Below are 21,727 nucleotides of genomic sequence, written 5' to 3' on the forward strand. Positions count from 1 at the left end.
CACACACCGTGCGTGGCGATCCGTGCGAAGGGCGTGCGATATGCGGGCGCTGGCGGCGGATAGACAGTCAGAGCCGCCGCTCGGCCCGCGCACCCAGAAAGAGCCGCAGCGGCAGATCACTCGCAGCGGCAATCGTCCTGACGGCGCGGCCAGCTGTCCCGGCCTGCTCCGGTCAGTCCCTGGCTTCTCAGTCCTTGGCTTCGGCGAGCAGCCCGGTGACCAGCTTGACCGTCGCTGCGGCGCGGGCGGCGTTGGGGTAGTTGCGGTTTGCGAGAACGACAACGCCGAGGTCTGCCTCCGGCAGCAGCGCCACGTAGCCGCCAAAGCCGTTCGTGGCTCCGGTCTTGTTGAAGTAGACCGGCCCTTCCGGTGGTGCCTCGCGGCGGGTCATCGGCTGCGGGCTCAGCGCCATGTCGCTGCTGTTCCCCGCCTCAAGCGCGGCAGCGTCCACCGGCCAGGAATACGCCTCCCAGATCATCGCCTGGGCGAAATGCGCGGTGTCATGCTGCGCCACCTGCGTGCGGGCCAGGGCACGCGACAGCGGCGCGTCGAGCGGGACATTCCCCAGATGCGCGTCCAGAAACCGCGTCATGTCGCTGACCGAGGACTTGATCCCATAGGCCTCGGCATCCAGCATCCCGGGGGTGACGCGGACCGGGCTGTCGGTTTTGGAATAGCCGAAGGCATAGCGGTCCTCGGCCTCTTGCGGGACGGTGACAAAGGTGCTGCGCAGCCCGAGCCGGGGCAGAAGATGGTCCGTCATGGCAGTTTCATAGGAGCCGCGCGTGCGCTCGCCCACGATCTTGCCCAGAAGCCCGATGCCGACATTCGAGTAGGACCGCGTGGCTTGCGGATCACCGGCGGGGTTCCAGCCCGCAAGATAGTCCATCAGCTCGGCATCGCTGCCGATCTCCTCGGGCACCTGAAGCGGCAGGCCGCCCGTCGCATTCGCGGCAAGGTCAGCCAGCGTGATGCGGTCGAAGGCGCTGCCCGCCGTTTGCGGCACATGGGCCGAGACGGGATCTTCCAGCGACAGCGCCCCCTCCTGCTCGGCAAGCGCGGCCAGGGTGACGTTGAACAGCTTGCTGATAGAGCCGAGCTCGAACAGCGTGTCCCGGGTGACCGGAACCTCTCCTTCGCGCGACGCGAGGCCGTGGGTGTAGATGTACTGCCTCCCCTCCAGCGTCACGCCGATGGCAAGGCCGGGAATGTCATGCTCGGCAATGACACCGGCGAAGGCCTCTGCGGCAAGTCGCTGGAACGACGCATCGTCCAGGCCGTTGGAATGGGCCGCAGTGGCCATCAGGGTGACCACAAGGCCCGTCGCGATTTTCATGGTTTCTCCGCCTCTTCACGTTTCGGATCAAGCATCCGTCCAAGTGTTGGGCTTTGGAGTAGTGGCGGGACCAGCGCTGCGCAAACCCCACGCCCCATTGCGACGCAGGCATCGGCGGAGCATCGGCATTTCCGGGCAGGGTGAGCGGATATCCCCAAGCGCCGGCTCCGCGCCGGCTTTTGGGGCTTGAATTGACTGTCACTAAGTGTCACTTGGTAATGGCACTTAGTGACATATCGGTCATGCGGCATCAATGCCGCTCGGCCGCACCCGGCCCCAACTGAACAGGACTTCTCCCGATGAACGCTCACCACCACCGATACGGCCTTCGAACATGCCTTCCGATCAGCGTTGTTGGCCTCCTTGCCCTGACACTGGCTGGCTGCATGTCGCCCGCCCAGCAAACCGCCGTCAACGCGCAAGAGGATCAGGGCGCGTGCTCGACGATGGGCGCGCGCTACGGCTCGCCGGCGCATACGAGATGCATGATGCAGCAGCAGGAGCGCCGCGATCAGGAGCACCTGCTGTTTCTGGAGCAGGCCCGCATCAATTCGGAACTGGCGCTGAACGCGCAGAAGATGCGCGAGAGCCGGGACCGGCAGGACGACGACTGACGCCCAAGCGTTCCGCCGCCCGCGCTTGCAGGGTTGAAATGGGTGTGGATCATGCCCGCCGGTTTCAGTACTTAGAAAGCACAGAAGCAGATGCCCGTCAGCAGGGAGGCAGCCATCAACGGACCCAGGATGGAGGAGGCGCGTCTTGCCGTGTCCCGTCATGCGGCCCGGCTGTTCTGGACGAATGGCTTCGACGCGACCAGCGGCGACGATATCGCGGCCGCGGCGGGGATCTCGAAGCGGACGGTCTGGCGGTACTTCCGGTCCAAGGAGGCCTGCGTCGAGCCGGTGCTGATGGTCGGCGAACTGCGCTTCGTCGGATTGCTGCGCGACTGGCCCAGGACCGTCAGTCTCGAGGCCTATCTGGCAAGCGCGATGACAGCTTTCGTCGCCGACGAGGATGACATCCGTGACGGCATTGCCGCGATTCGGATCCTCGCCATCCTGCACCGCGAACCGGCGCTCCGCTCGGCCTGGCTGATGGCGTGCCACGAGGCAGAGCTGCAGCTTGCGTCTGTCTTCGCCGAGCGGGCGTCCCGTTCGCCCGGCGACTTCGAGGTCAGGCTTTGTGCGGCAGCAGCCATGGCGGCAATGCGTCTGGTGGATGAAGACATCAGCGTGGCCGTCATCAACAACGGCCTGCATATGGACCTTCCCGAGGTCACCACCCGGATTGCGGCGGCCATCCGAACCGCCTGCATTCTGCCCATCTGCGATCCCGTCGCTTAGCCGCGGCGGCCTCCGCAGCCGGACCACGAACCGGCAAGACCCCACAGACGGAGAGACAAAAGTGGCATTCACCAACCCCCGGCTGTCCGGGCGGGCCCCTCATCGCGCGCTGCGAAGCCCGAACCCGGCCCACCGGGCACTGCCGACGCCGACCCTGCGCCTGGGCCTTCTGGCCCTGCTGCTGTCAGTCGGCCCCGCAATGGCCCAAGAGGAGACCCCGATGACCTATCCCGTGACCCGTCCCACCGACACGGCCGACACGCATTTCGGCCAGACGATTGCCGATCCCTTCCGCTGGCTTGAGAACGACCCGCGACGCGACCCCGAGGTTGCCGACTGGATCACGGCGCAGAACGCGCTGTCGGCACCCTATCTTGCGGGGCTGGCGGGGCGCGACGTGTTTCGGCAGCGCCTGACGACCCTCTTCGACCATGCAAGCCTGACGCCGCCGGTGAAGCGCGGCAGCAGCTATTTCTTCACCCGCAACAGCGGCCTCGACAATCAGGCGCAGCTTTTCGTCCGTGACGGGGTAGAGGGCGCAGATCGCGTCCTGATCGATCCGAACAGCCTGGCGGAAGACGGCACGACGGCCCTGGCAGAATGGGCCCCCTCCGCCGACGGGGCGCATCTGGCCTTCGCGCTGCAGGAGGGCGGCACGGACTGGCGGACGCTGCGGGTGATGGACACGGCCACGGGAGAGATCCTTGAGGACACCGTCGAATGGGCGCGTTTCACCAACATCGCCTGGAATGCAGACGGCTCGGGCTTCTTCTACTCGCGCTTCCCCGAGCCCGAGGCCGGTGCCACCTTCGACGCCGCGATCGACGGCCACGCAGTGTATTTCCACCGGCTGGGCACGCCGCAGGCGGAGGACGCGCTGATCCACGCGCCGTCCCCGGGCAAGTCGCTGGTGCATACCGTCGATGTCACGCCGGACGGGCGCTATCTGCTGGTCTACACATCGGCGCTGACCGGGGGGGCCGGGCTGACGGTCACCGACCTGTCCTCGGAGGACCGGACGGCGCGGACCATCATCGAAAGCTTCGATGACAGCTGGACCGTCCTTGGCAATGTCGGCAGCAAGCTGTTCCTGTCGACGCAGAAGGACGCGCCGCGTGGCAAGGTGATGACGATCGATCTGGCGGAGTCGGAGCCTGCCTTTGTCGAGCTGATCCCCGAGAAGGACGCCGTCCTGCGCGAAGGCTCGGCCGCGGTGCTCGGCGACCGGATCGTCCTGTCCTACATGGTCGATGCCCGGACCCGGGTGGAGCGTTACCGGCTGGACGGAACCCCCGAAGGTCTGGTGGATCTGCCCGGCCCCGGAACGACCGGCGCGTTTCACGGCAAGGCGGGCGACGACGAGGCCTTCTTCGCCTTCACCAGCTATGACGCGCCGCTGACGATCCACCGGCTGGAGGTGGCCGGGAACCGCACGGCGGTCTGGGCCGAACCCGATGTCGCGCTCGATCTGGACCAGATCGCGGTAGAGCCGCACTTCTATACTTCGAAGGACGGAACGCGGGTGCCGCTGTTCGTCGTGCGCCGCAAGGATGTGACCGGGCCCGCGCCGACCATGCTGTATGCCTATGGCGGCTTCGCGATCAGCATGGTGCCCTATTACTCGCCCGCCGCGATGGCCTGGGTCGAGCAGGGCGGCGCCTATGTCGTGGCCAATATCCGGGGCGGCAGCGAATATGGCAGCGCCTGGCACCATGCCGGGCGGCGGGGCAACAAGCAGAACGTCTTCGACGACTTCATCGCCGCCGGAGAGTACCTGAAGGCCGAAGGCATCACCTCGCAGGACGGTCTGGCCATCCACGGCGAGTCGAATGGCGGCCTGCTGGTCGGCGCGGTGGTCAACCAGCGGCCAGACCTGTTCGCGGCGGCGCTGCCGGGTGTCGGTGTGATGGACATGCTGCGCTTCGACCGTTTCACCAGCGGCAGCATGTGGGTGCAGGAATATGGCAGCCCCGCGGTGGAGGAGGAGTTCCGCACCCTGCTGGCCTACTCGCCCCTGCACACGGTCCGCGAGGGGACGCCATACCCCGCCATTCTCGCCACTACGGCGGACACGGACAACCGCGTCGTCCCGGCGCATTCATTCAAGTATGTGGCGACCCTGCAGGCCGCAGATCTCGGCCCGCGCCCGCACCTGCTGCGCGTCGAGACCCGGGCAGGCCACGGGGCGGGCAAGCCGATGACCAAGGTGATCGAAGAGATCGCCGACATCTGGGCCTTTGCCGCCGAATGGACGGGGCTGGAAGTGGCAATGCCCGACTGAGGGAGAGGGCGCGGCGCGGGCTGCTGCTTTCTTGGCGTCGCCTGGAAGGTGCGGGCGCTGGTCCGCGACCCCGACGGCGAAGCGGCCAAGGCTCTGGCCGCGCGCGGCGTTCAGCTTTTCCGCGGGGATCTCTCGGGCGGTCCCGCGATCCGGGTTCACAGACCGCCCCGCCTTTGCCGGACGAACGATCAAGATCGCGGGGACGAGGTTACCGGGCGGGATCTGCGGGCGGCGCTGACCGAAGCTGCCGATCGGCCGATCGTCTACCACCGGTTCCCGGACGCGCTGCTTGCGGGCAACCCGCATCTTGCCCGCAACGCGAAGGTCTTCGAAGCTGCACTTGGCGCCGTGGGTCAGCCGGCGCCCTTCGACAGGCGCGACGCGGCCGCCGCGCCGGAAGGCCCCTGGGGATCAGCGACCCCGGGGGCTGGCCCCGCCCGAACCCTGCGTGCGGGGCTGGAGCTGCGCTGCGATCCAGTCCACGAAGACGCGCACATTGGGGACGCGGTAGCGACTGGCTGGCCACAGCATGGTCAGGACGCCGCCCTGCTCCATCTCAGAGGCAAGGACAGGCAGCAGCGCGCCTTCTGCAAGCGCGTCGCGCACCAGAAAGTCGGGCAGCGAGGCGATGCCCGCGCCCGCGCGGGCCAACCCGAGCAAGGGGTCGATCACGCTGGAGCTGAGGCTGACTGGAACCTCGAGCCCCGGAGCGGAGTGGAACAGCCAGGGCAGCACCAGACCCGAGGACAGCTTCTGCCTGAGGCACACATGCCCCGGCAGCTCCTGGGGCGTTGCCGGCAGGCCGTGCGTCCGGGCATAGGCCGGCGCGGCGACGAGGTGCCAGTCGAAGCGCGGCAGCGTCTTGCGCAACAGGCGCGAGTCCCCCGTATCGCCGCTGCGGATGACGACGTCGAAGCCCTCGTCGATGACATCCACAAGCCGGTCGCTGTAGTCGAGGTCCAGCTCGACAAGCGGATAGGCGGCCATGAAGCCCGCCAGAGCCTCCGTCAGCAGCGACCCGGACAGGGGCAGACCCACCCGCAGGCGCCCCCGTGGACTGCCGGACACCTCGGCAAGGTCCGCTTGCGCGGCCTCAAGCTCCTGCAGGATGCGGCGGGCCCGCAGCAGGAACAGGCTGCCGGCTTCGGTCAGCGAGATGGTGCGCGTGGTCCGGTGGAACAGCGTCGTCGAAAGCTGGCGCTCCAGCTTGGCAACCGACTTGCCGATCGCCGAGGAGGAGACACCCAACCCCTGACCGGCCGCCTTGAAGCTGCGCGCATCGGCGGCCGCAACGAAGGCGCGAAGCGCGGCGAGGCTGTCCACAGGTTCGGTCATTGGAGCGCAATAGGCCGTATTGATCGGAATTACAAATCATATGTCCGCCGGCGCGGGGCCATTAGGTGAGGATCCTGACACCCCGGCCATTCAAAGGAGCGCGCCCATGTCTGTCCCCCTGCTGCAACTGCAGGTCTCAAGCCCTGCCCACCCTATCGCCGGCCCGCCTCATCTTCGGTCCCTTCAGGAGCATCCGGGTTACCGCCGCGTGTTCCAGCCCGGTCGCCTGACGTTTGGACTGGTCGCGCCGCTGGAGCCTTACCCGCTCGCCCCATGGCCGACGCTCGAGGGCCACGCAGAGGCGGTGCGTCTGGTCGACGAGATGGACTTCGCCGCGATCTGGCTGCGCGACGTGCCGTTCTACGATCCGGGCTTCGGCGATACCGGGCAGGTCCTGGACCCGATGGTCTATGCCGGATGGCTGGCCGCACGGACGCGGCGCATCGCGATCGGCACCGCCGGGATCGTGCTGCCGCTCCGCGATCCGCTGATCGTGGCCAAGCAGGCAGCCAGCCTCGACCGGCTGAGCGGCGGGCGCTTCCTGCTCGGCCTCGCTACCGGCGACCGGCCCTCGGAATTCGCCGCCTTCGGCAGCGACATCGGCAACCGGGTTGACCGCTACCGGGACGCGCTGGAGATGATCCGTGCCGCGACCGAACAGTCCTTCCCGCGCCACGCCTCGCGGTTCTACGGCGTTCTGGACGGGGCGCTCGACCTGCTGCCCAAACCCGTCGCGCCGCGCCTTCCCATCATCGCCATCGGACGCGCCGGCCAGAGCTTCGACTGGCTGGGCAACAACACCGATGGCTGGCTGTGGCACCTCAGCGATCCCGCGAAGCTGGCCTCGGTCGTCGCCGAATGGCGCAGAGGCAGCGGGGAGAGGTTCCGCCCCTTCGGCTATGGCACCATGTTCGACCTCTTGGCCGATCCCGATGCCCCGCTGGAGCTTCGGCACGCAACCACGCGCGGAGGGCGCAAGGCGCTGATCTCGCATTGGAAGCGGCAGCGGGACGAAGGCGTGAATCATGTCGCCCTTCACATGAAGCCGCTGCAACGGCCCTTCACGGAGGCCGTGGCGGAATTCGCCGAGCATGTCCTGCCAGAGTTCGCGGACTGACCGGGCGCAGCCTTGATCACGGCGTGATCCACGGACCCTCCCTCAACCCACGTTAGGACATCTCATGCCTGTTGCACTTTGGGCGCTCGCCATCGCGGCGTTCGGTATCGGGACGACCGAGTTCGTCATTGCCGGGCTTTTGCCCGGGATCGCGGCGGAGTTCGGCATCTCCATTCCCATGGCCGGAAACATGGCGACCAGCTATGCGCTCGGCGTCTTCTTCGGCGCGCCCATCACCATCATCCTGGGCGCGAGGATTCCCAGGAAGGCCATGTTGGCCTGGCTGCTGGTGCTGTTCATCATCGGAAGCGTCGTCACCGCAACCGCGCCGACCTACGCAATCGCTCTCGTCGGACGCGTCATCACCTCGTTGACGCATGGGGCGTTCTTCGGGATCGGCTCGATCATGGCAGCCGACCTTGTCGCCCCGCATCGCCGGACAAGCGCCATCGCCTTCATGTTCACCGGCCTGACCCTTGCCACGCTGATCGGAGCGCCGGCCGGGACCTGGCTGGCACAGGAAGTGTCGTGGCGCGCAACCTTCGCCGCGATCACCGCCATCGGGGTCATCGCCATCGTCGGAGTCCTGTGTCTGGTGCCCCGCGCCCGGCCTCAGGATCCGCCGCGGCTGCGCAAGGAGCTGGCGGCCTTCGCCGATGTCCACGTCCTGCTGGCGATGGGGATCACCATCCTCGGCCCGGCGGCTTTCTTCACCTCGATCACCTACATTGCCCCGATGATGACCGAGGTGGCCGGCTATGGCGAAGGTGCCGTGACCTGGCTGCTGTCGCTGTTCGGGCTTGGCCTCTTCGTCGGCAACATCCTCGGGGGCCGGCTGGCGGACAGGGCGCTGATGCCGCTGCTCTATGTGTCGCTCGCCGCGCAGGCCGTCGTCCTGCTGGCCTTCTCGCTGCTCGCGAGCAACCAGGTCGCCTCGGCGATCTGCATCTTCCTGATGGCGATGTTCGGCTTTGCGACGGTCGCGCCGATCCAGAAGCTGGTGACGGACAATGCAAGGGCAGCCGGCGCGCCCAACCTCGCCTCGGCGGTCAATATCGGCCTCTTCAACCTCGGCAATGCCATCGGCGCCTGGGCCGGCGGCGCGGTGATCGCCGGCGGCTTCGGCTATGCCGCGCCCAACTGGGCCGGAGCCATCCTGTCGGCAGGAGCGCTTGTCCTCGCAATGGTGTCGGGCTGGCTGAGCCGGAACCGCCGGCATCTGCCGGTGGCCGAGTGCCGAGCGGCGTGAACATGCCGAGGCCCCTGCGGAACAGGGGCCTCGGCGGACATTGTCATGTCGAGCCTGCCCTCAGCGACCGTGACATGCTTGACCGGCCTGTGCCTCGGTGCTTGAAAGGGGAAGATTCTATTGGCAACTTGGTGATGTTGCTTGAGGGCACGTCCTGGACATCACCCGACACACCGCGGGCGGACTCATCGATCCAAAGGGGATCGCCGTCGACCTGCACACTTCCGAGGTGGAGATGGCGCAGGTACTGGGCCTCGGATCCGGGGCGCTGCAGGGGCAAAAAGACATCGCGAAGGACGAAACCCAGCGTCGGTTGCATGACCTCGTCGAGGTCTGGCAAAGGTTCAGCCGCGGTTCGGCTCTGAACTGTTGGCCTAGGCATGGTACCGAGCAACGCCGCTGCCCGGGTTCGGCAAGACAGCCATGCAGCTGGTCCGGGAAGGCAAAGCCCGGGAGATCCTCGACTGCATAGACGCGGTCGATGGCGGCATCTCCGCCTCATCTTGGTCCTCTGCGCGACTGACGTCACCGCATCTGCGCGGTACCCGCGCAAGCCTGCCCGAGGGCTGGACCATCGGAGACAAGTCCGGCGCGGGCGACATTGGCTCGCGGTCCATCGTTGCTGTGCTTCGTACGCCAGCGGGCGATCCGTGGTTGGCTGCCGTCTACCTGACCGGCAACAACGCAGACATGGACGCGCGCAACACAGCCGTCGCACGGATCGGTGCCGCGATGGTGGCCGAGATCACGGCGCGCTGAGGCTGCTGCGGTCAATTCGCGGGGCAGGGTTCAGGCCGGGCAATGGCCGCCACCGCCTCGATTTCGACCATCCCGCCAAGGGGCAGGCTGGCCACGCCCACGGCGGTGCGGGCGGGGTAAGGGGCGGAGAACTCTGCCTCAATCGCATCGTTGACCAGCGGCCAATGAGCAAGATCCAGCAGGTAGACTGTCAGCTTCAGGATGCTGTCCGTATTACCTCCGGCTGCGGTGACGATTGCGCGGATATTGGCAAGTACCTGCCGAATCTGAGCCTCCGGACCTTCAGCAAGGGCCATCGTCGCCGGGATCAGCCCGATCTGGCCTGCGGTGAACAACAGCTCGCCATAGGTGCGCCCTTGCGAATACGGTCCGAGGGCGCGGGGGGCGTCGGGGGTGGCGATCACGGTCATGGAGGCCTCTTCAGTTCAGGGGTCGGGCATGTCGTCCGTGGTCATCAGCCGGTAGCGGAAATTGCAGTGCGAGGCGCCGCCTGCAAGCGTCTGGGTCCGCGTCAGCCGAACCCCTCGCAGGGCATAGGATTCCTCATCCATACCGCAGATCATCGGGAGGATATCGGTATCGCCGGTCTGACCGCACAGCTTGCAAAAGCCGCACTCCTGGTAGTTCAGGCCAAACTCGAACGGCTCGCCCGCCTCGTCCTGCCCGGCTTCGACATAGGTGTAGACGAAATCTCCCGGGTTCGCGCGCTGGCGGCTTTCTTCGGCCAGGCGGCGCAACTGTTCCATCGACGCCGGTGACATGAAGTTCTGCCCAAGCGCGGCGCGGGTGCCGCGGTCCATCGCGCCCAACCGCGCAAGAAACGTGCGTTGCAGCAGCTGCGCCACCGTGGGTTTCGGCAGGCCTTGCGCGATCAGCACCCGGCCCAGGGCGATCACCCCAGCGTTCTGCTCGAAGTAGCCGGTCATGCGCCCGCCATCTCCTCCGACCCAAGGCAGCACGGAAATCACGTCGGTCAGTTGCGCCGCAATCTCTGGCCAAAGCGCGTCCAGATCCACCCGCGGGGCGGCCGCCGCAAAGGCGGGGGCGGCAAGGCGCAGGCTCTCGCGGAACTCGGCGGCGATCTGCGGCGCGCGGGCGGCGTAGTAGGGATGTGTCATGCCGGCCGCTCCTGCCCAGCCAGTATCCGGCCCGCAGTCTCGACGAAGCGGTCGATCTTGCTGCGTTCCACATCCAGATGGGTGACCGCGCGGATGAGCGTGGGGCCCTGGATGCTGACCCGCGCCCCGCTGGACCAGAGCGCGTGGTCGAACTCGACCGCGGTCATTCCCGTCGCGGCCAGATCGGCAAAGACCATGTTGGTCTCTGGCTCCCGCACCGCCACCCCGGGCAGCGCGGCCAGTCCATCCGCCAGAGCGCGCGCGTTGGCGTGATCCTCGGCCAGCCGGTCGATGTTGTGATCCAGCGCATAGAGGCAGGCAGCCGCCAGCAGCCCCGCCTGCCGCATGGCGCCTCCCAACCGCTGCTTCCAGCGCCACGCGGCCTCGATCGTGGCACGATCCCCGGCAAGGACCGCGCCGAACGGGGCGCCAAGCCCCTTGGTGAAATCCAGATAGACCGTGTCGGCTAGCGCGGCATAGGCAGCCGGCACCACCCCGCTGGCCACGCAGGCATTCATCAGCCGAGCGCCATCGATATGCACCGCGAGCCCGGCCTGACGTGTCACTTCCGCGACTTCGGCCATCTGCTCCAGGGGCCAGACAGCCCCGCCGCCCAGGTTGGTCGTCTGTTCGAATATCACCACCCGGCTTCGCGGCAGATGGCGCGCCACCCTGCGCAGCGCAGCCGTGACCGTTGCCGCGTCGAACATGCCGCGCCCGCCTTCCAGCGGTCGGACCATCGCCCCGGCCAGCGCCGCGGCACCCCCAGCCTCGAAGTTCAGCAGATGCGAGTCGCGATGCGCCAGAATTTCGTCACCCGCGCGGCAATGGACCAGCATCGCGATCTCGTTCGCCATGGTGCCCGAGGGAACGAAGACCGCCGCATCCTTGCCCAGCATCGCCGCGACCCGTGCGGTCAGTCGGTCGACCGTCGGGTCCTCGCCATGTTGCTCGTCGCCAATGTCTGCCTCGACCATCGCCTGCAGCATGGCTGCCGACGGGCGGGTTTTCGTATCGCTGTAGAGGTCACAGTCATAGCGGGTCATGGTCTAGCTCGCCGGTTGGGGGACAGGGTCATGCGGACAAGCCTGCATGGCGGCTGACGATCTCGATCATGCGGAAGAGGCCGCGCAGGGCAAGGCGTGTGGGGGCCTCCAGCAGGTTTCCGTCGCCATCCACGTTGCCAAGCCCGTTCGACACCCAGATGTTGCCGTCGAAGGTGATGGTCGGTGCGAGCCCCATATGTTGCAGTCCCGCCTGGATCAGGTTGGTGCCGGTGTACATATCCTCGACCGTGAAGATCGGGATGCCCATGGCGGTGTTGCCGCTGGCATCGGGGCTACCCCAGGTGCCGTTATAGGCAAGCTCGACGGCCAGAGAGTTGCGCGACTTGTAGATCGTCCAGCCCTGCCGCAGGGGCTCGGGCAGGGTCTGGAACTCCTCGAGCACGAGATCGTGCAGCCGGTCGAGAGCGCCGAGCACGACGTGGGGGCGGTCCCGCAGGATACGCATCGCGGCCAGCGCCCCCACCAGCGCTTCTTTCCCGGGGTCGATGGCGTTGAACGCGGCCTTGCCATGCGACGACAGGCCCCCAGCCCTCGGGCCGTGAATGCCAAGGGCGCGGCGGATCTGGATCATCGGTTCTTCCTTGCCGATGATCAGCCCGCATGTCGGCGCGCCGGTTACCTTGTCCATGCTGTAGACCATGACGTCGGCGCCGAGCTTGCGGATGTCGGCCCCGATGATGGGGGCGGACCACGCGTTGTCGACGATATAGGGCACGTCGAACTCGCGCGCGATGCGGGCCATCCCGGTCTGGATCAGCGGCGTGCCATCAGGGCCCTTCTGGCCATAGCCATAGCCCGGCGTGTCATAGGCGAGCGATGCCAAGCCGACGAGGGACGCGCCATGGCGGTGCGCCATCGCCTCGATCCGCGCCACCGTCTCCGCGGCATCGACGTTCAGCAGGTTGAGCGCCGGGAAATGCTTGATGCCATGGGCAGTGTAGTCCGCCCCCGCCATCCGCACGATCGCTGCATCCAGATCCGCCACCCGCTTGCCCTGGATGCCGTATTCGCCTGCGCTTTCACCCTGCTCGGCCAGATATTCCTTGTATTTCGGGGGGAACGGCCGGCCATAAGCCCCGGGGTGGTGCATGAACCGTTCATAAAGCGCCAGATACCTGCCCCGATAGGGCGCTCCCCGACCCAGGGTCGGCGGTGCGAACAGCACGTCGAACGCTACCATCAGCCCCGCCTCGCAGGTGCTGACAAGCGCCGCATCATAGCCATCGCCATAGGTCTGCTTGATCAGGTGGCGGATTTCTTCGTCCAGCGCGGCGCTGGAGACGGGCTTGGCGGCGACCGCGTCCATCGCCTCGGCCACCTCTTGGCGCAACGCACCATGCATGGCCGACACCGCGCCGGTCAGGCCGATGGTGCCGCGCATGTCGGCGGTGATGCCCAGTTCGGCCCCGGCCGCCCTCGCGTCGCCGAAGATCTGCTGCATGTTCGCATGCAGGTGTCGGTAAAGTTCGTATCGATAGCTCCATGGACGTCCCATGCGAGGTCTCCCTTCTGGTCAGGGGGCGGGGGGCGCCCATTCGAAGTCGCGGTCGATGGGCCAGATGGGCCGCTGCAAGCCGCAAAAGGTGAAGTTCTGCAAGACGTTGCTGGTCAGGCCCGGCACATCGACCTCGAAGATGCGGTCGGGCGGAAAGAACTCGTCGAACCCGGCGCGAAAATGCGCGCAACTTTTCAGGACGGCGACGCGCGCCTGTGCAATGTCGATCCCGAACATCTCGAACGGCATCGGGTCGGCAGGTTGTTCACGCAGCGATGTCACGACGACCTGGATCCCCGATCCCTCAAGCGCGACCAGCGCCGTAGGGCCGAGGACGATCTCGCGCCCGGCGTCGCGCCCCCGGCGGCCGACGACAGAGCCGGGGTGCAGTCCCTGCACGGTGACCGGGCAGACAAAGCTGCGGGTGAATTCGGATTCGACGGGGGCAAACGTTGCCTCGATGCGGGCGCCAACGCCCGCAGCGTGCGCCTGTGTCGCCAGGGCCGGGTCGCAGAACAGGCCCAGGATCACGCCCTCTGTCCCGGCCTCGTGCAATGCGCGCAGCAGCCACGTGGTATTTCCGAGTCCGCCGCCACCCGGGTTGTCGGCCACATCGGCCAGGATAAGCGGCACGCGCACCCCTGCCGCCGCCTCGGATGCCATGGCAACCGCCTGCTTCGACGAAATCAGGTCGGCGAAGTAGCGGTCACGGTCGGACCAAGCGGCAGCGGCGATCCTGCGGGCGAGGTCATCGGCAAGCGGCTGATCGCGGTCGGTCGTGACATTCACCGTGATCCCGCATTTCGGCAGGTCCGAAAGCACGAACCCGGCAGTGACCGAGATGTTGACCACCGGTGGCACAGACAACTGCCGGGCCATGCGGAGCAGATCGGCATAGGGGCCGTCGGTCGACAGCATGGTCGTCGCCGGCCAAGGGACTATGGGCACCCGGACATGCGCCTTGGCGGTGCGCAACCCCTCTGGCCCGGTCATCCGCCGCAGGATGTCCGCCGCCTCGGAGCCGCAGTCGCGGTGATCGACATGGGGATTGGTGCGGTACGCTACCAGCGCGTCCGCTGCGTCGATCATCCGGCGCGAAACATTGCAGTGAAGGTCGTGCGTGACGACAATGGGCACCCCGCGCCCGACCAAGGCGCGCATCCGCACCACCAGTGTGCCGTCGTTGTCATCGTCCCCTGTCGCCAGCGACCCCCCATGGCTGCACACATAGACCGCATCCACCGGCCCGGTTGCGTGCAGGCGCCTTTCGGCAATGGCGAGAAAGTCGTCGAACACTGCCTGCTCCATGGGCCCGCCCGGCTGCGCGGCCAGCACGATAAGCGGCACCTCCTGCCACGGCCCGGTGGCGTCCATCCGGTCGTAGAATCCCGAAAGTTCCAGCGGCAGATGGCTGACACGGCGGGCTTGTTCACTGATTGCCTCGCCCTCTTCCCAGCATTCGGCCAGGAAGTCGTGCCTGGTCGTCACGGGTGCAAATCCGTTCGCTTCCAGATGCAGGCCGACAATCGCCACGCGCGGGCCGATGGGGGTCATGGGAGCCTCATGTGATATGTCCGACAAGAGGAAAGATAAAGAATACTTTGCAGGAGTACAAGGGCAGCCCTCCCCTTGTCTGTTGCGTTGTCGGCTCAGCGCGTTGCGGATCGGGCCATGATTTCGGTCAGTCGGTCGGTCAGCGTACGCGCGCCGCGCAGGATGTGGTCGGAGAGCATCGGTCCGGTCGCCGGGTCCTGCCGGGCGTAGGCCTGCAGGATCGCCTCGTGCTCGTCCGTGATCTGCTGTCGGCTGGTCGCGCTGGCATAGACCTCGCGCACATATCGGGCGGTCCAAGTGTGCAGCTGACGCAGATGATCGAGGATGTAGGGCTTTCCAGCCGGCACATACAGCATCTCATGGAAGCGCCAGTTCAGGTCCCAGCCCTCCACCGGATCGGTGGTCACAAGCAGCTGCGCATTGCGCGCCCGGGCAGCGGCGATATCGGCCTCGCTCGCCAACGGCATCGCAAGCCCCAGAAGCCAGCCTTCGATCTGGGCGCGCAGCTCGAACAGTTCCATCAGGTCGCGCGGTGAGATCCCGGCGACCACGGCGCCGCGGTGGAACTGCTGGGTGATCAGCCCCTCGGCTTCGAGCAGGTGAAGCGCCTCACGCACCGGCACCTTGCTCACCCCGAAATCCTGCGCCAGCTGTTCCTGCAACAGTTGCTCACCTTCGGCATAGTCGCCCGAAATGATGCGGCGCCGCAGCTCGTCGGCCACCTGCCCCGCCATGGTCTGGCGCTGCAGCCGAACCGGCGGGCGGACTGTTCTGGGAGGGGTGCTTTCCATAGGGCTTGAACTACCTTTATTGCTGGGTCGGCCCAACGGGCACCGGCACCAAGGATACATTATACATTCGCGGAACCGCAACGATCATCGCGATCCACCAAGCTCTTGTTGGACCAGGTTGATCCAGAAAGCGACACCATGCGGGATAGCCGCATCGTTGAAGTCATAATCCGGGCGATGCAGGCGCGGAGCGGGTTGTTCACCATCTGCGCCATTGCCCAGATGCACCATGCAGCCCGGCACTACCTGCATCATTTCGGCAAAATCTTCGCCCCCCGTGCTTGGCGGGCGGTCAGGCACGAAGTTGTTTTCACCGACTGCAGCGATGGCGGCCGCACGGGCAGCGACGGCGGGCTCTTCGGCGTTGATCACGGCATAGCCGCTGCGCCAGTACTCGATATCGGCTGTGCAACCCTGCGCGGCTGCCAGTGTCTCGGCGAGGGCGATCAGGCGGGACTTCAGCGTCTCGCGCACATGCGGCAGATAGCTGCGGCACACGCCTGCCACCAGACACTCGGACGGCATGATGTTCGGCCCGTCCAGCGCACCTGCCGCGATGTGCCCGACGGAGATGACGGCAGTGTCCTGCGGCGCGACGTTCCGGCTTACGATCGTCTGCACTCCCAGCAGGAAATGTCCGGCCACCACCGTGACATCGGTCGCCAGATGCGGCGTGGCGCCTCCATGCCCCCCGGTCCCGCGAAAGGTCACCCGCCAGCGGTCGCCGGCCGCCGCCACCGGGCCGGAGCGGGCAGCAAGGGTCCCGACTGCGGCACCAGGCCAATTGTGCATCCCGTAGATCGCATCACAGGGGTACCGGTCGAACAGTCCATCGGCCACCATGGCGCGAGCCCCGCCGCGCCCCTCTTCGGCGGGCTGGAAGATCAAGATCGCCGTCCCAGCAAAGTCCCGGTTTTCGGCCAGGTACCGCGCGGCACCCAGCAGCATCGTGGTATGCCCGTCATGCCCGCAGGCATGCATCACCCCCGGCGTCTGCGAGGCCCAGGGCAAGCCCGTCGCCTCGGCGATCGGCAGCGCGTCCATGTCGGCCCGAAGGCCGATCATCCGCTGCCCCGGCCGGTGCCCCTTGATGACGCCGACAACTCCTGTCTTGCCGAGGCCCGTCACCGTCTCGATGCCCCAGTCCCGCAACCTTTGCGCCACCAGCGCTGAGGTCCGCTGCTCTTCCATGCCCAGTTCGGGATGAGCATGGATGTCGCGGCGAATCGCGATCAGGTCATCCAGCGCGGATTGTGGGATCATCGGATCTCTCCTTTCAGGGCATGGACGAACTGGGCCACGTCCTCGCGCGAGTTGTAAAAGAAGGGCGTCGCGCGCAACAGCGGCCCCTTGCGCGCCACGTGAATGGAGTGCGCGGCAAGCGCCTGCACTACCCTCTCGGATTCAGGTACCGCCAGGGTGGCCACGCCGGCGCGCTGGCCGGGCGGGGCCAGAAGCTCGATGCCGAGATCTTGCAGGCCATCGGCCAGCCAGCCAACAAGCGCCAGCGTGCGGCGATGGACAAGATCCCAACCGATGCCGCCCATCACCTCCATCGACGCCTCGAGCGCGTACAGGCCGGGATAGTTGACATGGGCGAACTGAAAGCCGTCGCCCTCACTCTGGTTCAGGTAGCCGCGGTAGGCGGGCTGCAGCAGCGCCCGCGCCCGGGGGCGCAAGATACAGACCGACAGGCCAAAGCCCGCCAGCATCCATTTGAACACGCCGGCCGCAAAGACATCGACATGGTCCAGCGGGACCGGCGTCGCCCCCAGCGCGTGGATGCCATCCACAACGAAGAGCGCACCCTGTGTGTGGCAGGCCCTGCCGATCGCGTCCAGATCCACCCGCGTGCCGCTGACTGATTGCACCTGCGCGGTCGCCACCAACCGTGTGCGGGGGGTGATAGCGGCGATAAGCGCCGCGCTCCGCTCGGGCTCGGACGGGATGGGGACGGGCTTCAGCACCGCCCCTGCCCGCTCGGCCGAAAGCCAGGCCAGCCGGACCGAGGGGAAATCGTCCTCGGCGAAGACCACCTCATCGCCAGGCTGCCAAGGGAAACTGTGGGACACGAAGTTCAGCGCGTCAGTTGTGCCTGAAAGAAATTCGATCTCGGCGGGGTCCACCGACAGCATCACAGCCAGGTCACCGCGGACCTTGGCGGCCTTCGCCTGCCAGGCCGCCTGCCCACGATATCCGGTCGCCTTCGCCTCATCATAGAATTGCGCTGCCGCCCTGCCCATGCCAACCGGGGACAGGCCCGCACTGCCGGTATCGAGATAGACGCGGTCGCGTAGCTCCGGAAATAGCTCGGCGCAGATCCTTGGCGGATCGTCGGGGATCGGAGCGGGGTCGATAGCGGACATCATGTGACTCGGTCTCTCGCAAGAAGCATCGGCGTCAGCAGCCATCGAACGCTAACCGTCCATCGCCCGAGTCACAAGTATCTTTTATCTTTAATATCAACTCCAAAGTATAATAGATATTTTATCTTGACCCATGACTGTTCATCTGTAACCTGAAGTCAATCGGAACAGCCTGACGGCGATTCCGCATAAAGCCCGTCGCCGCCCTACGGCGCTGCGCCCAACAGGGAGAAAACCATGAAAGAACAGGATATTCGCGGCCTGATCGGCCGGGTGAAGCGCGGGGACATGTCGCGGCGCGACTTCGTGCGGCGCATGGTGGCTGCCGGCCTGACCGCACCTGTCGCGGGAACCATGCTGGCGCATAACGGCGTCGCCTTCGCGCAAAGCGCCTTCGACTACACGCCCACGAAGGCGGGGGGCGGCGGCACGGTAAAGCTGCTGCAATGGCAACCCGCATCGCAGCTGAACCCGCATTTCGCAGTGGGCTCGGCGGACCAGCATGCAATCTATCTCTTCTACGAACCTCTCGCCAGCTGGGACGAGGACGGCAACCTTTCTCCGATTTTGGCCGAAGAGCTGCCAAGCCTTGAAAATGGCGGCGTGGCAGAGGATGGCACGTCGGTCACCTGGAAGCTGAAGCGCGGAGTGACATGGCATGACGGCACGCCCTTCACGGCTGACGACTGCGTGTTCACCGCCCAGTTCGCCTCCGATCCCGAGACGCTGGCCTACACGATGGGCACCTACCGTGACGTGGAGGTCGAGAAGATCGACGATCACACGATCCGCCTGAACTTCCGGGTGCCGACCCCGTTCTGGCCTGACGCCTTTGTAGGGACCCGCGGGCTGATCCTGCCCAAGCATCTCTATCAAGACTATCCCGGGGCCCAGGCGACGACCGCGCCGATGAACCTGCGGCCCGTCGGGACGGGTCCGTTTGTGATCGAGAATTTCGTGCCCGGCGACCTGATCTCGGCCAAGGCCAACCCGAACTACCACGTGGCGAACCGCCCGTATTTCGACGCGATCGAGATGAAGGGCGGCGGCGATGCGGTGTCGGCGGCGCGTGCGGTGTTGCAGACCGGCGAGTACGATTTTGCCTGGAATCTGTCCGTCGAGGACGAGATCCTCGACAGCATGACTGCCGGAGGGCGGGGCGAGGTACGGCTGATCGCAGGCGCCAATATCGAGCACCTTCAGCTGAATTTCACCGACCCCTGGACCGATGTCGACGGCGAGCGCTCCAGCATCACGACCGAGCATCCCTGTTTCAGGGACAAGGCCGTGCGCGAGGCTCTGGCCCTGCTTGTCGACCGTGCCGCGATTGCCGAGTTCATCTATGGCAGATCCGGAGAGGCGACGGCCAACTTCATCAACACGCCCGACAGGTTCGCGTCGAAGAACACGAGCTGGGAATTCGACATCGAGAAGGCGAACCAGATCCTTGATGCTGCCGGCTGGGAGCGTGGGAGGGGCGGCATCCGTGAAAAGGACGGCGTGAAGTTGTCGCTGGTGTTCCAGTCACCCACCGCCGGGCAGCGGCAGAAGACCCAGACCGTGGTGAAGCAGGCCTGCGAGGAGGCCGGGATTGCGATGGAGCTGAAAGCCGTCGCGCCGGGCATCTTCTTTTCGGCCGACCCGGGCAACCCCGATACCTTCGCGCATTTCTACTGCGACATCCAGATGTACACCTCGCCCATGCGCGAACCCGATCCGGGCCTGTTCATGCAGCAGTTCCTGTCGTCCGAGATCGCGGCCAAGGCGAACAACTGGCAGCTTCGCAACGTCACGCGCTGGCGCAATGACGAGTTCGATGAGCTTGCGGCCGCAGCGGCGGTCGAGATGGATCCGGTCAAACGGGCTGCCATGTTCATTGAAATGAACGATCTGGTCGTGGGGGAGGTGGTCGTCATCCCGCTGATCTATCGCAAGGTGGCAGCCGGGATGCGCACGGGGTTGAAAGCGCCCCTCAGCACCTGGACCAGCTATCTTTGGCGCGTGTCGGATTGGCACTACGATGCGTGACGCGCACCCGATGCGCCACACCGACCCGGAGCACTAGGATGGCAAGCTTCCTTCTTCGGCGCATCTTGATCGCCCTGCTCAGCATCATCGGGGCCAGCATCGTGCTTTATGCAGTGCTGGCACTGGCGCCGGGCGACGTGTTCGGCGAACTGGTCAGCAATCCCGGCATCCCGCCCGACGTGATCGCCAACATGCGCGAGAAGCTGGGCCTCGATCAGCCGATCCACATCCGCTATGTCAACTGGGCAATGGCAATGCTGCAGGGCGACTGGGGCTATTCACTGGTCAACCGGGTTGATGTCGGCCAGCTGATTGTGCAACGCATCCCGGCCACGCTGATGGTCGTAGGCACGGCGCAGATCCTGGCCTTGGCCATCGCGTTGCCGGTCGGCGTGTTGGCGGCAATGCGGCCCTACTCGCTCTTCGACCAGATCGCCAGCACGCTGGCGTTCATCGGCTTCTCGCTTCCGACCTTCTTCACCGGCCTGCTGTTCATCCTGCTGTTCAGCATCACGCTGGACTGGCTGCCGTTCATCTACCGGTCCGATCTTGAACAGACCGGCGGGGCATGGATCTGGGCGCAGCTGCGTCAGTCGATCATGCCGGTCACCGTGCTGGCCCTGTTTCAGGCAGCATCCTGGACGCGCTATGTCCGCTCTTCGGTGCTGGAAGTGATCAAGCTGGATTACGTCGTCACCGCGCGGTCCAAGGGCCTGCCAGAGCGGGTCGTGATCCTGAAGCACGTGTTGCGCAACGCGTTGATCCCGGTCGTGACGATGGTCGCCCTGGAGCTGCCGGTGATCTTCGGCGGGGCGATCGTGACCGAACAGATATTCCGCGTGCCCGGCATCGGGTCACTGCTGATTTCATCGATCATGGCAAACGATACGCCGGTCATCATGGCGGTGACCTTCGTCTTCGCCTGCCTGGTCATCCTTTTCAATCTTATAGCGGACTTGCTTTACCGATGGCTGGACCCTCGCATCAAACTGCAATGAGCGTCGGACCTGCGGCAGAGCCCGCAGCACCGACCACGTGGCAACGCTTCCGCCAGCACCGCATGGCGCTGGTCGGAACCGTCGTTCTGGGCCTTCTGCTAACAGTCGTCCTTCTGGGGCCGCTGATCTGGAGCGTGCCCATCGACACCATCGATTTCCGTGCGCGGTTGGCGCTGCCTTCGGCCGCGCATCCCCTGGGAACCGACGATCTGGGACAGGACCTGCTAGCACGGCTGCTGTATGGCGGGCGGGTTTCGCTCGCGGTGGGGCTGTGCGCAATGCTCGTCGCGGTGGTGATCGGCACGCTGATCGGCGCCATTGCCGGCATGTCGCGCGGGCCGTTGGATGCCTTCTTGATGTGGGTGACCGACCTGTTCCTGGCTCTGCCGACCCTGCCCCTGCTGTTGCTGATCATCTACCTGTTCCGCGACGCGTTGACAGGCCTTGTGGGGCCAGAGGTCGGGGTGTTCGTGCTGATCATCGCGGTGGTCGGCGGGTTGCGCTGGATGCCGGTGGCCCGTCTGGTTCGGGCCCAGTTCCTGACGATCCGCGAACGCGAATTCGTCGAGGCGGCCCGCGCGCTTGGCGCCTCGCGCCTGCGGCAGGTCGTTCAGCACATCTTGCCCAACGCGCTCGGCCCGGTGATCGTGGTGGGCACCATCAGCGTGGCCGAGGCTATCATCGCCGAATCCACGCTGTCGTTCCTAGGCCTCGGCTTTCCGCCCGATACGCCGACCTGGGGCCGCATCCTGTTCGACGCCAAGGACTTCCTCAGCATCGCCCCGCATTGGGCGCTGTTCCCGGGGTTGGCGATCTTCCTGACAGTGCTGTCCATCAACTTCATCGGCGACGGTCTGCGAGACGCGCTGGATCCGCGGAAGGTGCGCTAG

Annotated in this window: 19 protein-coding genes; 9 read left to right on the forward strand and 10 right to left on the reverse strand. The window is 66.2% G+C overall.

Features of this window, described 5'->3' with window-relative positions; all coding sequences use genetic code 11:
- Positions 1 to 187: 187 nt before the first annotated feature.
- On the reverse strand, positions 188 to 1,336 hold the full coding sequence (ampC, locus tag GVY41_RS09160; RefSeq protein WP_161345681.1) for a class C beta-lactamase: 1,149 nt from the start codon (positions 1,334 to 1,336) through the stop codon (positions 188 to 190).
- 386 nt (positions 1,337 to 1,722) lie between these two features.
- Here ampC and GVY41_RS09165 point away from each other — a divergent pair, with 386 nt between their 5' ends.
- The 3 genes from GVY41_RS09165 to GVY41_RS09175 all read left to right on the forward strand — a co-directional run bounded on the left by GVY41_RS09165 (position 1,723) and on the right by GVY41_RS09175 (position 4,960).
- Complete coding sequence (locus GVY41_RS09165; RefSeq protein ID WP_161345683.1) at positions 1,723 to 1,950, forward strand: hypothetical protein; 228 nt, start codon at positions 1,723 to 1,725, stop codon at positions 1,948 to 1,950.
- A gap of 129 nt (positions 1,951 to 2,079) precedes the next feature.
- Positions 2,080 to 2,679 carry a TetR/AcrR family transcriptional regulator gene (locus GVY41_RS09170; RefSeq protein WP_161345685.1) on the forward strand — a complete coding sequence of 200 codons (600 nt, stop codon included), beginning with the start codon at positions 2,080 to 2,082 and terminating at the stop codon, positions 2,677 to 2,679.
- A gap of 220 nt (positions 2,680 to 2,899) precedes the next feature.
- Complete coding sequence (locus GVY41_RS09175) at positions 2,900 to 4,960, forward strand: prolyl oligopeptidase family serine peptidase (protein WP_161345687.1); 2,061 nt, start codon at positions 2,900 to 2,902, stop codon at positions 4,958 to 4,960.
- Positions 4,961 to 5,371: 411 nt separating this feature from the next.
- Here GVY41_RS09175 and GVY41_RS09185 read toward each other — a convergent pair whose 3' ends face one another.
- Positions 5,372 to 6,295: a LysR substrate-binding domain-containing protein gene (locus GVY41_RS09185; RefSeq protein WP_161345689.1), complete on the reverse strand. Its 924-nt coding sequence runs from the start codon at positions 6,293 to 6,295 to the stop codon at positions 5,372 to 5,374.
- Positions 6,296 to 6,401: 106 nt separating this feature from the next.
- Here GVY41_RS09185 and GVY41_RS09190 point away from each other — a divergent pair, with 106 nt between their 5' ends.
- The 3 genes from GVY41_RS09190 to GVY41_RS20345 all read left to right on the forward strand — a co-directional run bounded on the left by GVY41_RS09190 (position 6,402) and on the right by GVY41_RS20345 (position 9,420).
- Positions 6,402 to 7,412, forward strand: coding sequence for an LLM class oxidoreductase (locus tag GVY41_RS09190; RefSeq protein ID WP_161345691.1), 1,011 nt, complete (start codon positions 6,402 to 6,404; stop codon positions 7,410 to 7,412).
- A 64-nt stretch (positions 7,413 to 7,476) separates the two neighbouring features.
- Positions 7,477 to 8,661, forward strand: a complete 1,185-nt coding sequence (locus GVY41_RS09195) for an MFS transporter (protein WP_161345693.1) — start codon at positions 7,477 to 7,479, stop codon at positions 8,659 to 8,661.
- Between the two features lie 423 nt (positions 8,662 to 9,084).
- A complete protein-coding gene (locus GVY41_RS20345; RefSeq protein ID WP_229726007.1) occupies positions 9,085 to 9,420 on the forward strand; it encodes a serine hydrolase in 336 nt (111 codons plus the stop codon).
- 11 nt (positions 9,421 to 9,431) lie between these two features.
- Here the strand turns inward: GVY41_RS20345 and GVY41_RS09205 are convergent, their stop codons facing one another.
- The 8 genes from GVY41_RS09205 to GVY41_RS09240 all read right to left on the reverse strand — a co-directional run bounded on the left by GVY41_RS09205 (position 9,432) and on the right by GVY41_RS09240 (position 17,856).
- Complete coding sequence (locus GVY41_RS09205) at positions 9,432 to 9,830, reverse strand: Rid family detoxifying hydrolase (RefSeq protein ID WP_161345695.1); 399 nt, start codon at positions 9,828 to 9,830, stop codon at positions 9,432 to 9,434.
- Positions 9,831 to 9,845: 15 nt separating this feature from the next.
- Positions 9,846 to 10,538, reverse strand: a complete 693-nt coding sequence (locus tag GVY41_RS09210) for an L-2-amino-thiazoline-4-carboxylic acid hydrolase (protein WP_161345697.1) — start codon at positions 10,536 to 10,538, stop codon at positions 9,846 to 9,848.
- Positions 10,535 to 11,584 (reverse strand): threonine aldolase family protein, encoded by a 1,050-nt coding sequence (locus GVY41_RS09215; protein WP_161345699.1) that lies wholly within the window; start codon positions 11,582 to 11,584, stop codon positions 10,535 to 10,537. Before GVY41_RS09215 ends, GVY41_RS09210 begins: the two co-directional genes overlap by 4 nt.
- Positions 11,585 to 11,612: 28 nt before the next feature.
- Positions 11,613 to 13,046, reverse strand: coding sequence for a hypothetical protein (locus GVY41_RS09220; protein WP_202456095.1), 1,434 nt, complete (start codon positions 13,044 to 13,046; stop codon positions 11,613 to 11,615).
- A 72-nt stretch (positions 13,047 to 13,118) separates the two neighbouring features.
- Positions 13,119 to 14,654, reverse strand: coding sequence for a M81 family metallopeptidase (locus tag GVY41_RS09225; RefSeq protein ID WP_161345703.1), 1,536 nt, complete (start codon positions 14,652 to 14,654; stop codon positions 13,119 to 13,121).
- Between the two features lie 95 nt (positions 14,655 to 14,749).
- Positions 14,750 to 15,376 (reverse strand): GntR family transcriptional regulator, encoded by a 627-nt coding sequence (locus tag GVY41_RS09230; RefSeq protein WP_161345705.1) that lies wholly within the window; start codon positions 15,374 to 15,376, stop codon positions 14,750 to 14,752.
- A 153-nt stretch (positions 15,377 to 15,529) separates the two neighbouring features.
- Positions 15,530 to 16,708, reverse strand: a complete 1,179-nt coding sequence (locus GVY41_RS09235) for a M20 aminoacylase family protein (protein WP_161345707.1) — start codon at positions 16,706 to 16,708, stop codon at positions 15,530 to 15,532.
- On the reverse strand, positions 16,705 to 17,856 hold the full coding sequence (locus GVY41_RS09240) for an aminotransferase class V-fold PLP-dependent enzyme (RefSeq protein WP_161345709.1): 1,152 nt from the start codon (positions 17,854 to 17,856) through the stop codon (positions 16,705 to 16,707). The genes GVY41_RS09235 and GVY41_RS09240 overlap by 4 nt, the downstream gene beginning before the upstream one ends.
- Positions 17,857 to 18,048: 192 nt before the next feature.
- On the opposite strand from GVY41_RS09240, the gene GVY41_RS09245 reads away from it, so the two are divergent.
- Genes GVY41_RS09245 through GVY41_RS09255 form a run of 3 tightly spaced genes read left to right on the forward strand, consistent with a single transcriptional unit; the run spans position 18,049 to position 21,727 of the window.
- Positions 18,049 to 19,839, forward strand: coding sequence for a peptide ABC transporter substrate-binding protein (locus GVY41_RS09245; RefSeq protein WP_161345711.1), 1,791 nt, complete (start codon positions 18,049 to 18,051; stop codon positions 19,837 to 19,839).
- A 38-nt stretch (positions 19,840 to 19,877) separates the two neighbouring features.
- Positions 19,878 to 20,837, forward strand: a complete 960-nt coding sequence (locus GVY41_RS09250; protein ID WP_161345713.1) for an ABC transporter permease — start codon at positions 19,878 to 19,880, stop codon at positions 20,835 to 20,837.
- On the forward strand, positions 20,834 to 21,727 hold the full coding sequence (locus GVY41_RS09255; RefSeq protein ID WP_202456096.1) for an ABC transporter permease: 894 nt from the start codon (positions 20,834 to 20,836) through the stop codon (positions 21,725 to 21,727). Before GVY41_RS09250 ends, GVY41_RS09255 begins: the two co-directional genes overlap by 4 nt.

It is taken from the genome of Frigidibacter albus, assembly GCF_009908165.1.
GTDB classification, from domain to species: Bacteria; Pseudomonadota; Alphaproteobacteria; order Rhodobacterales; family Rhodobacteraceae; genus Frigidibacter; species Frigidibacter albus.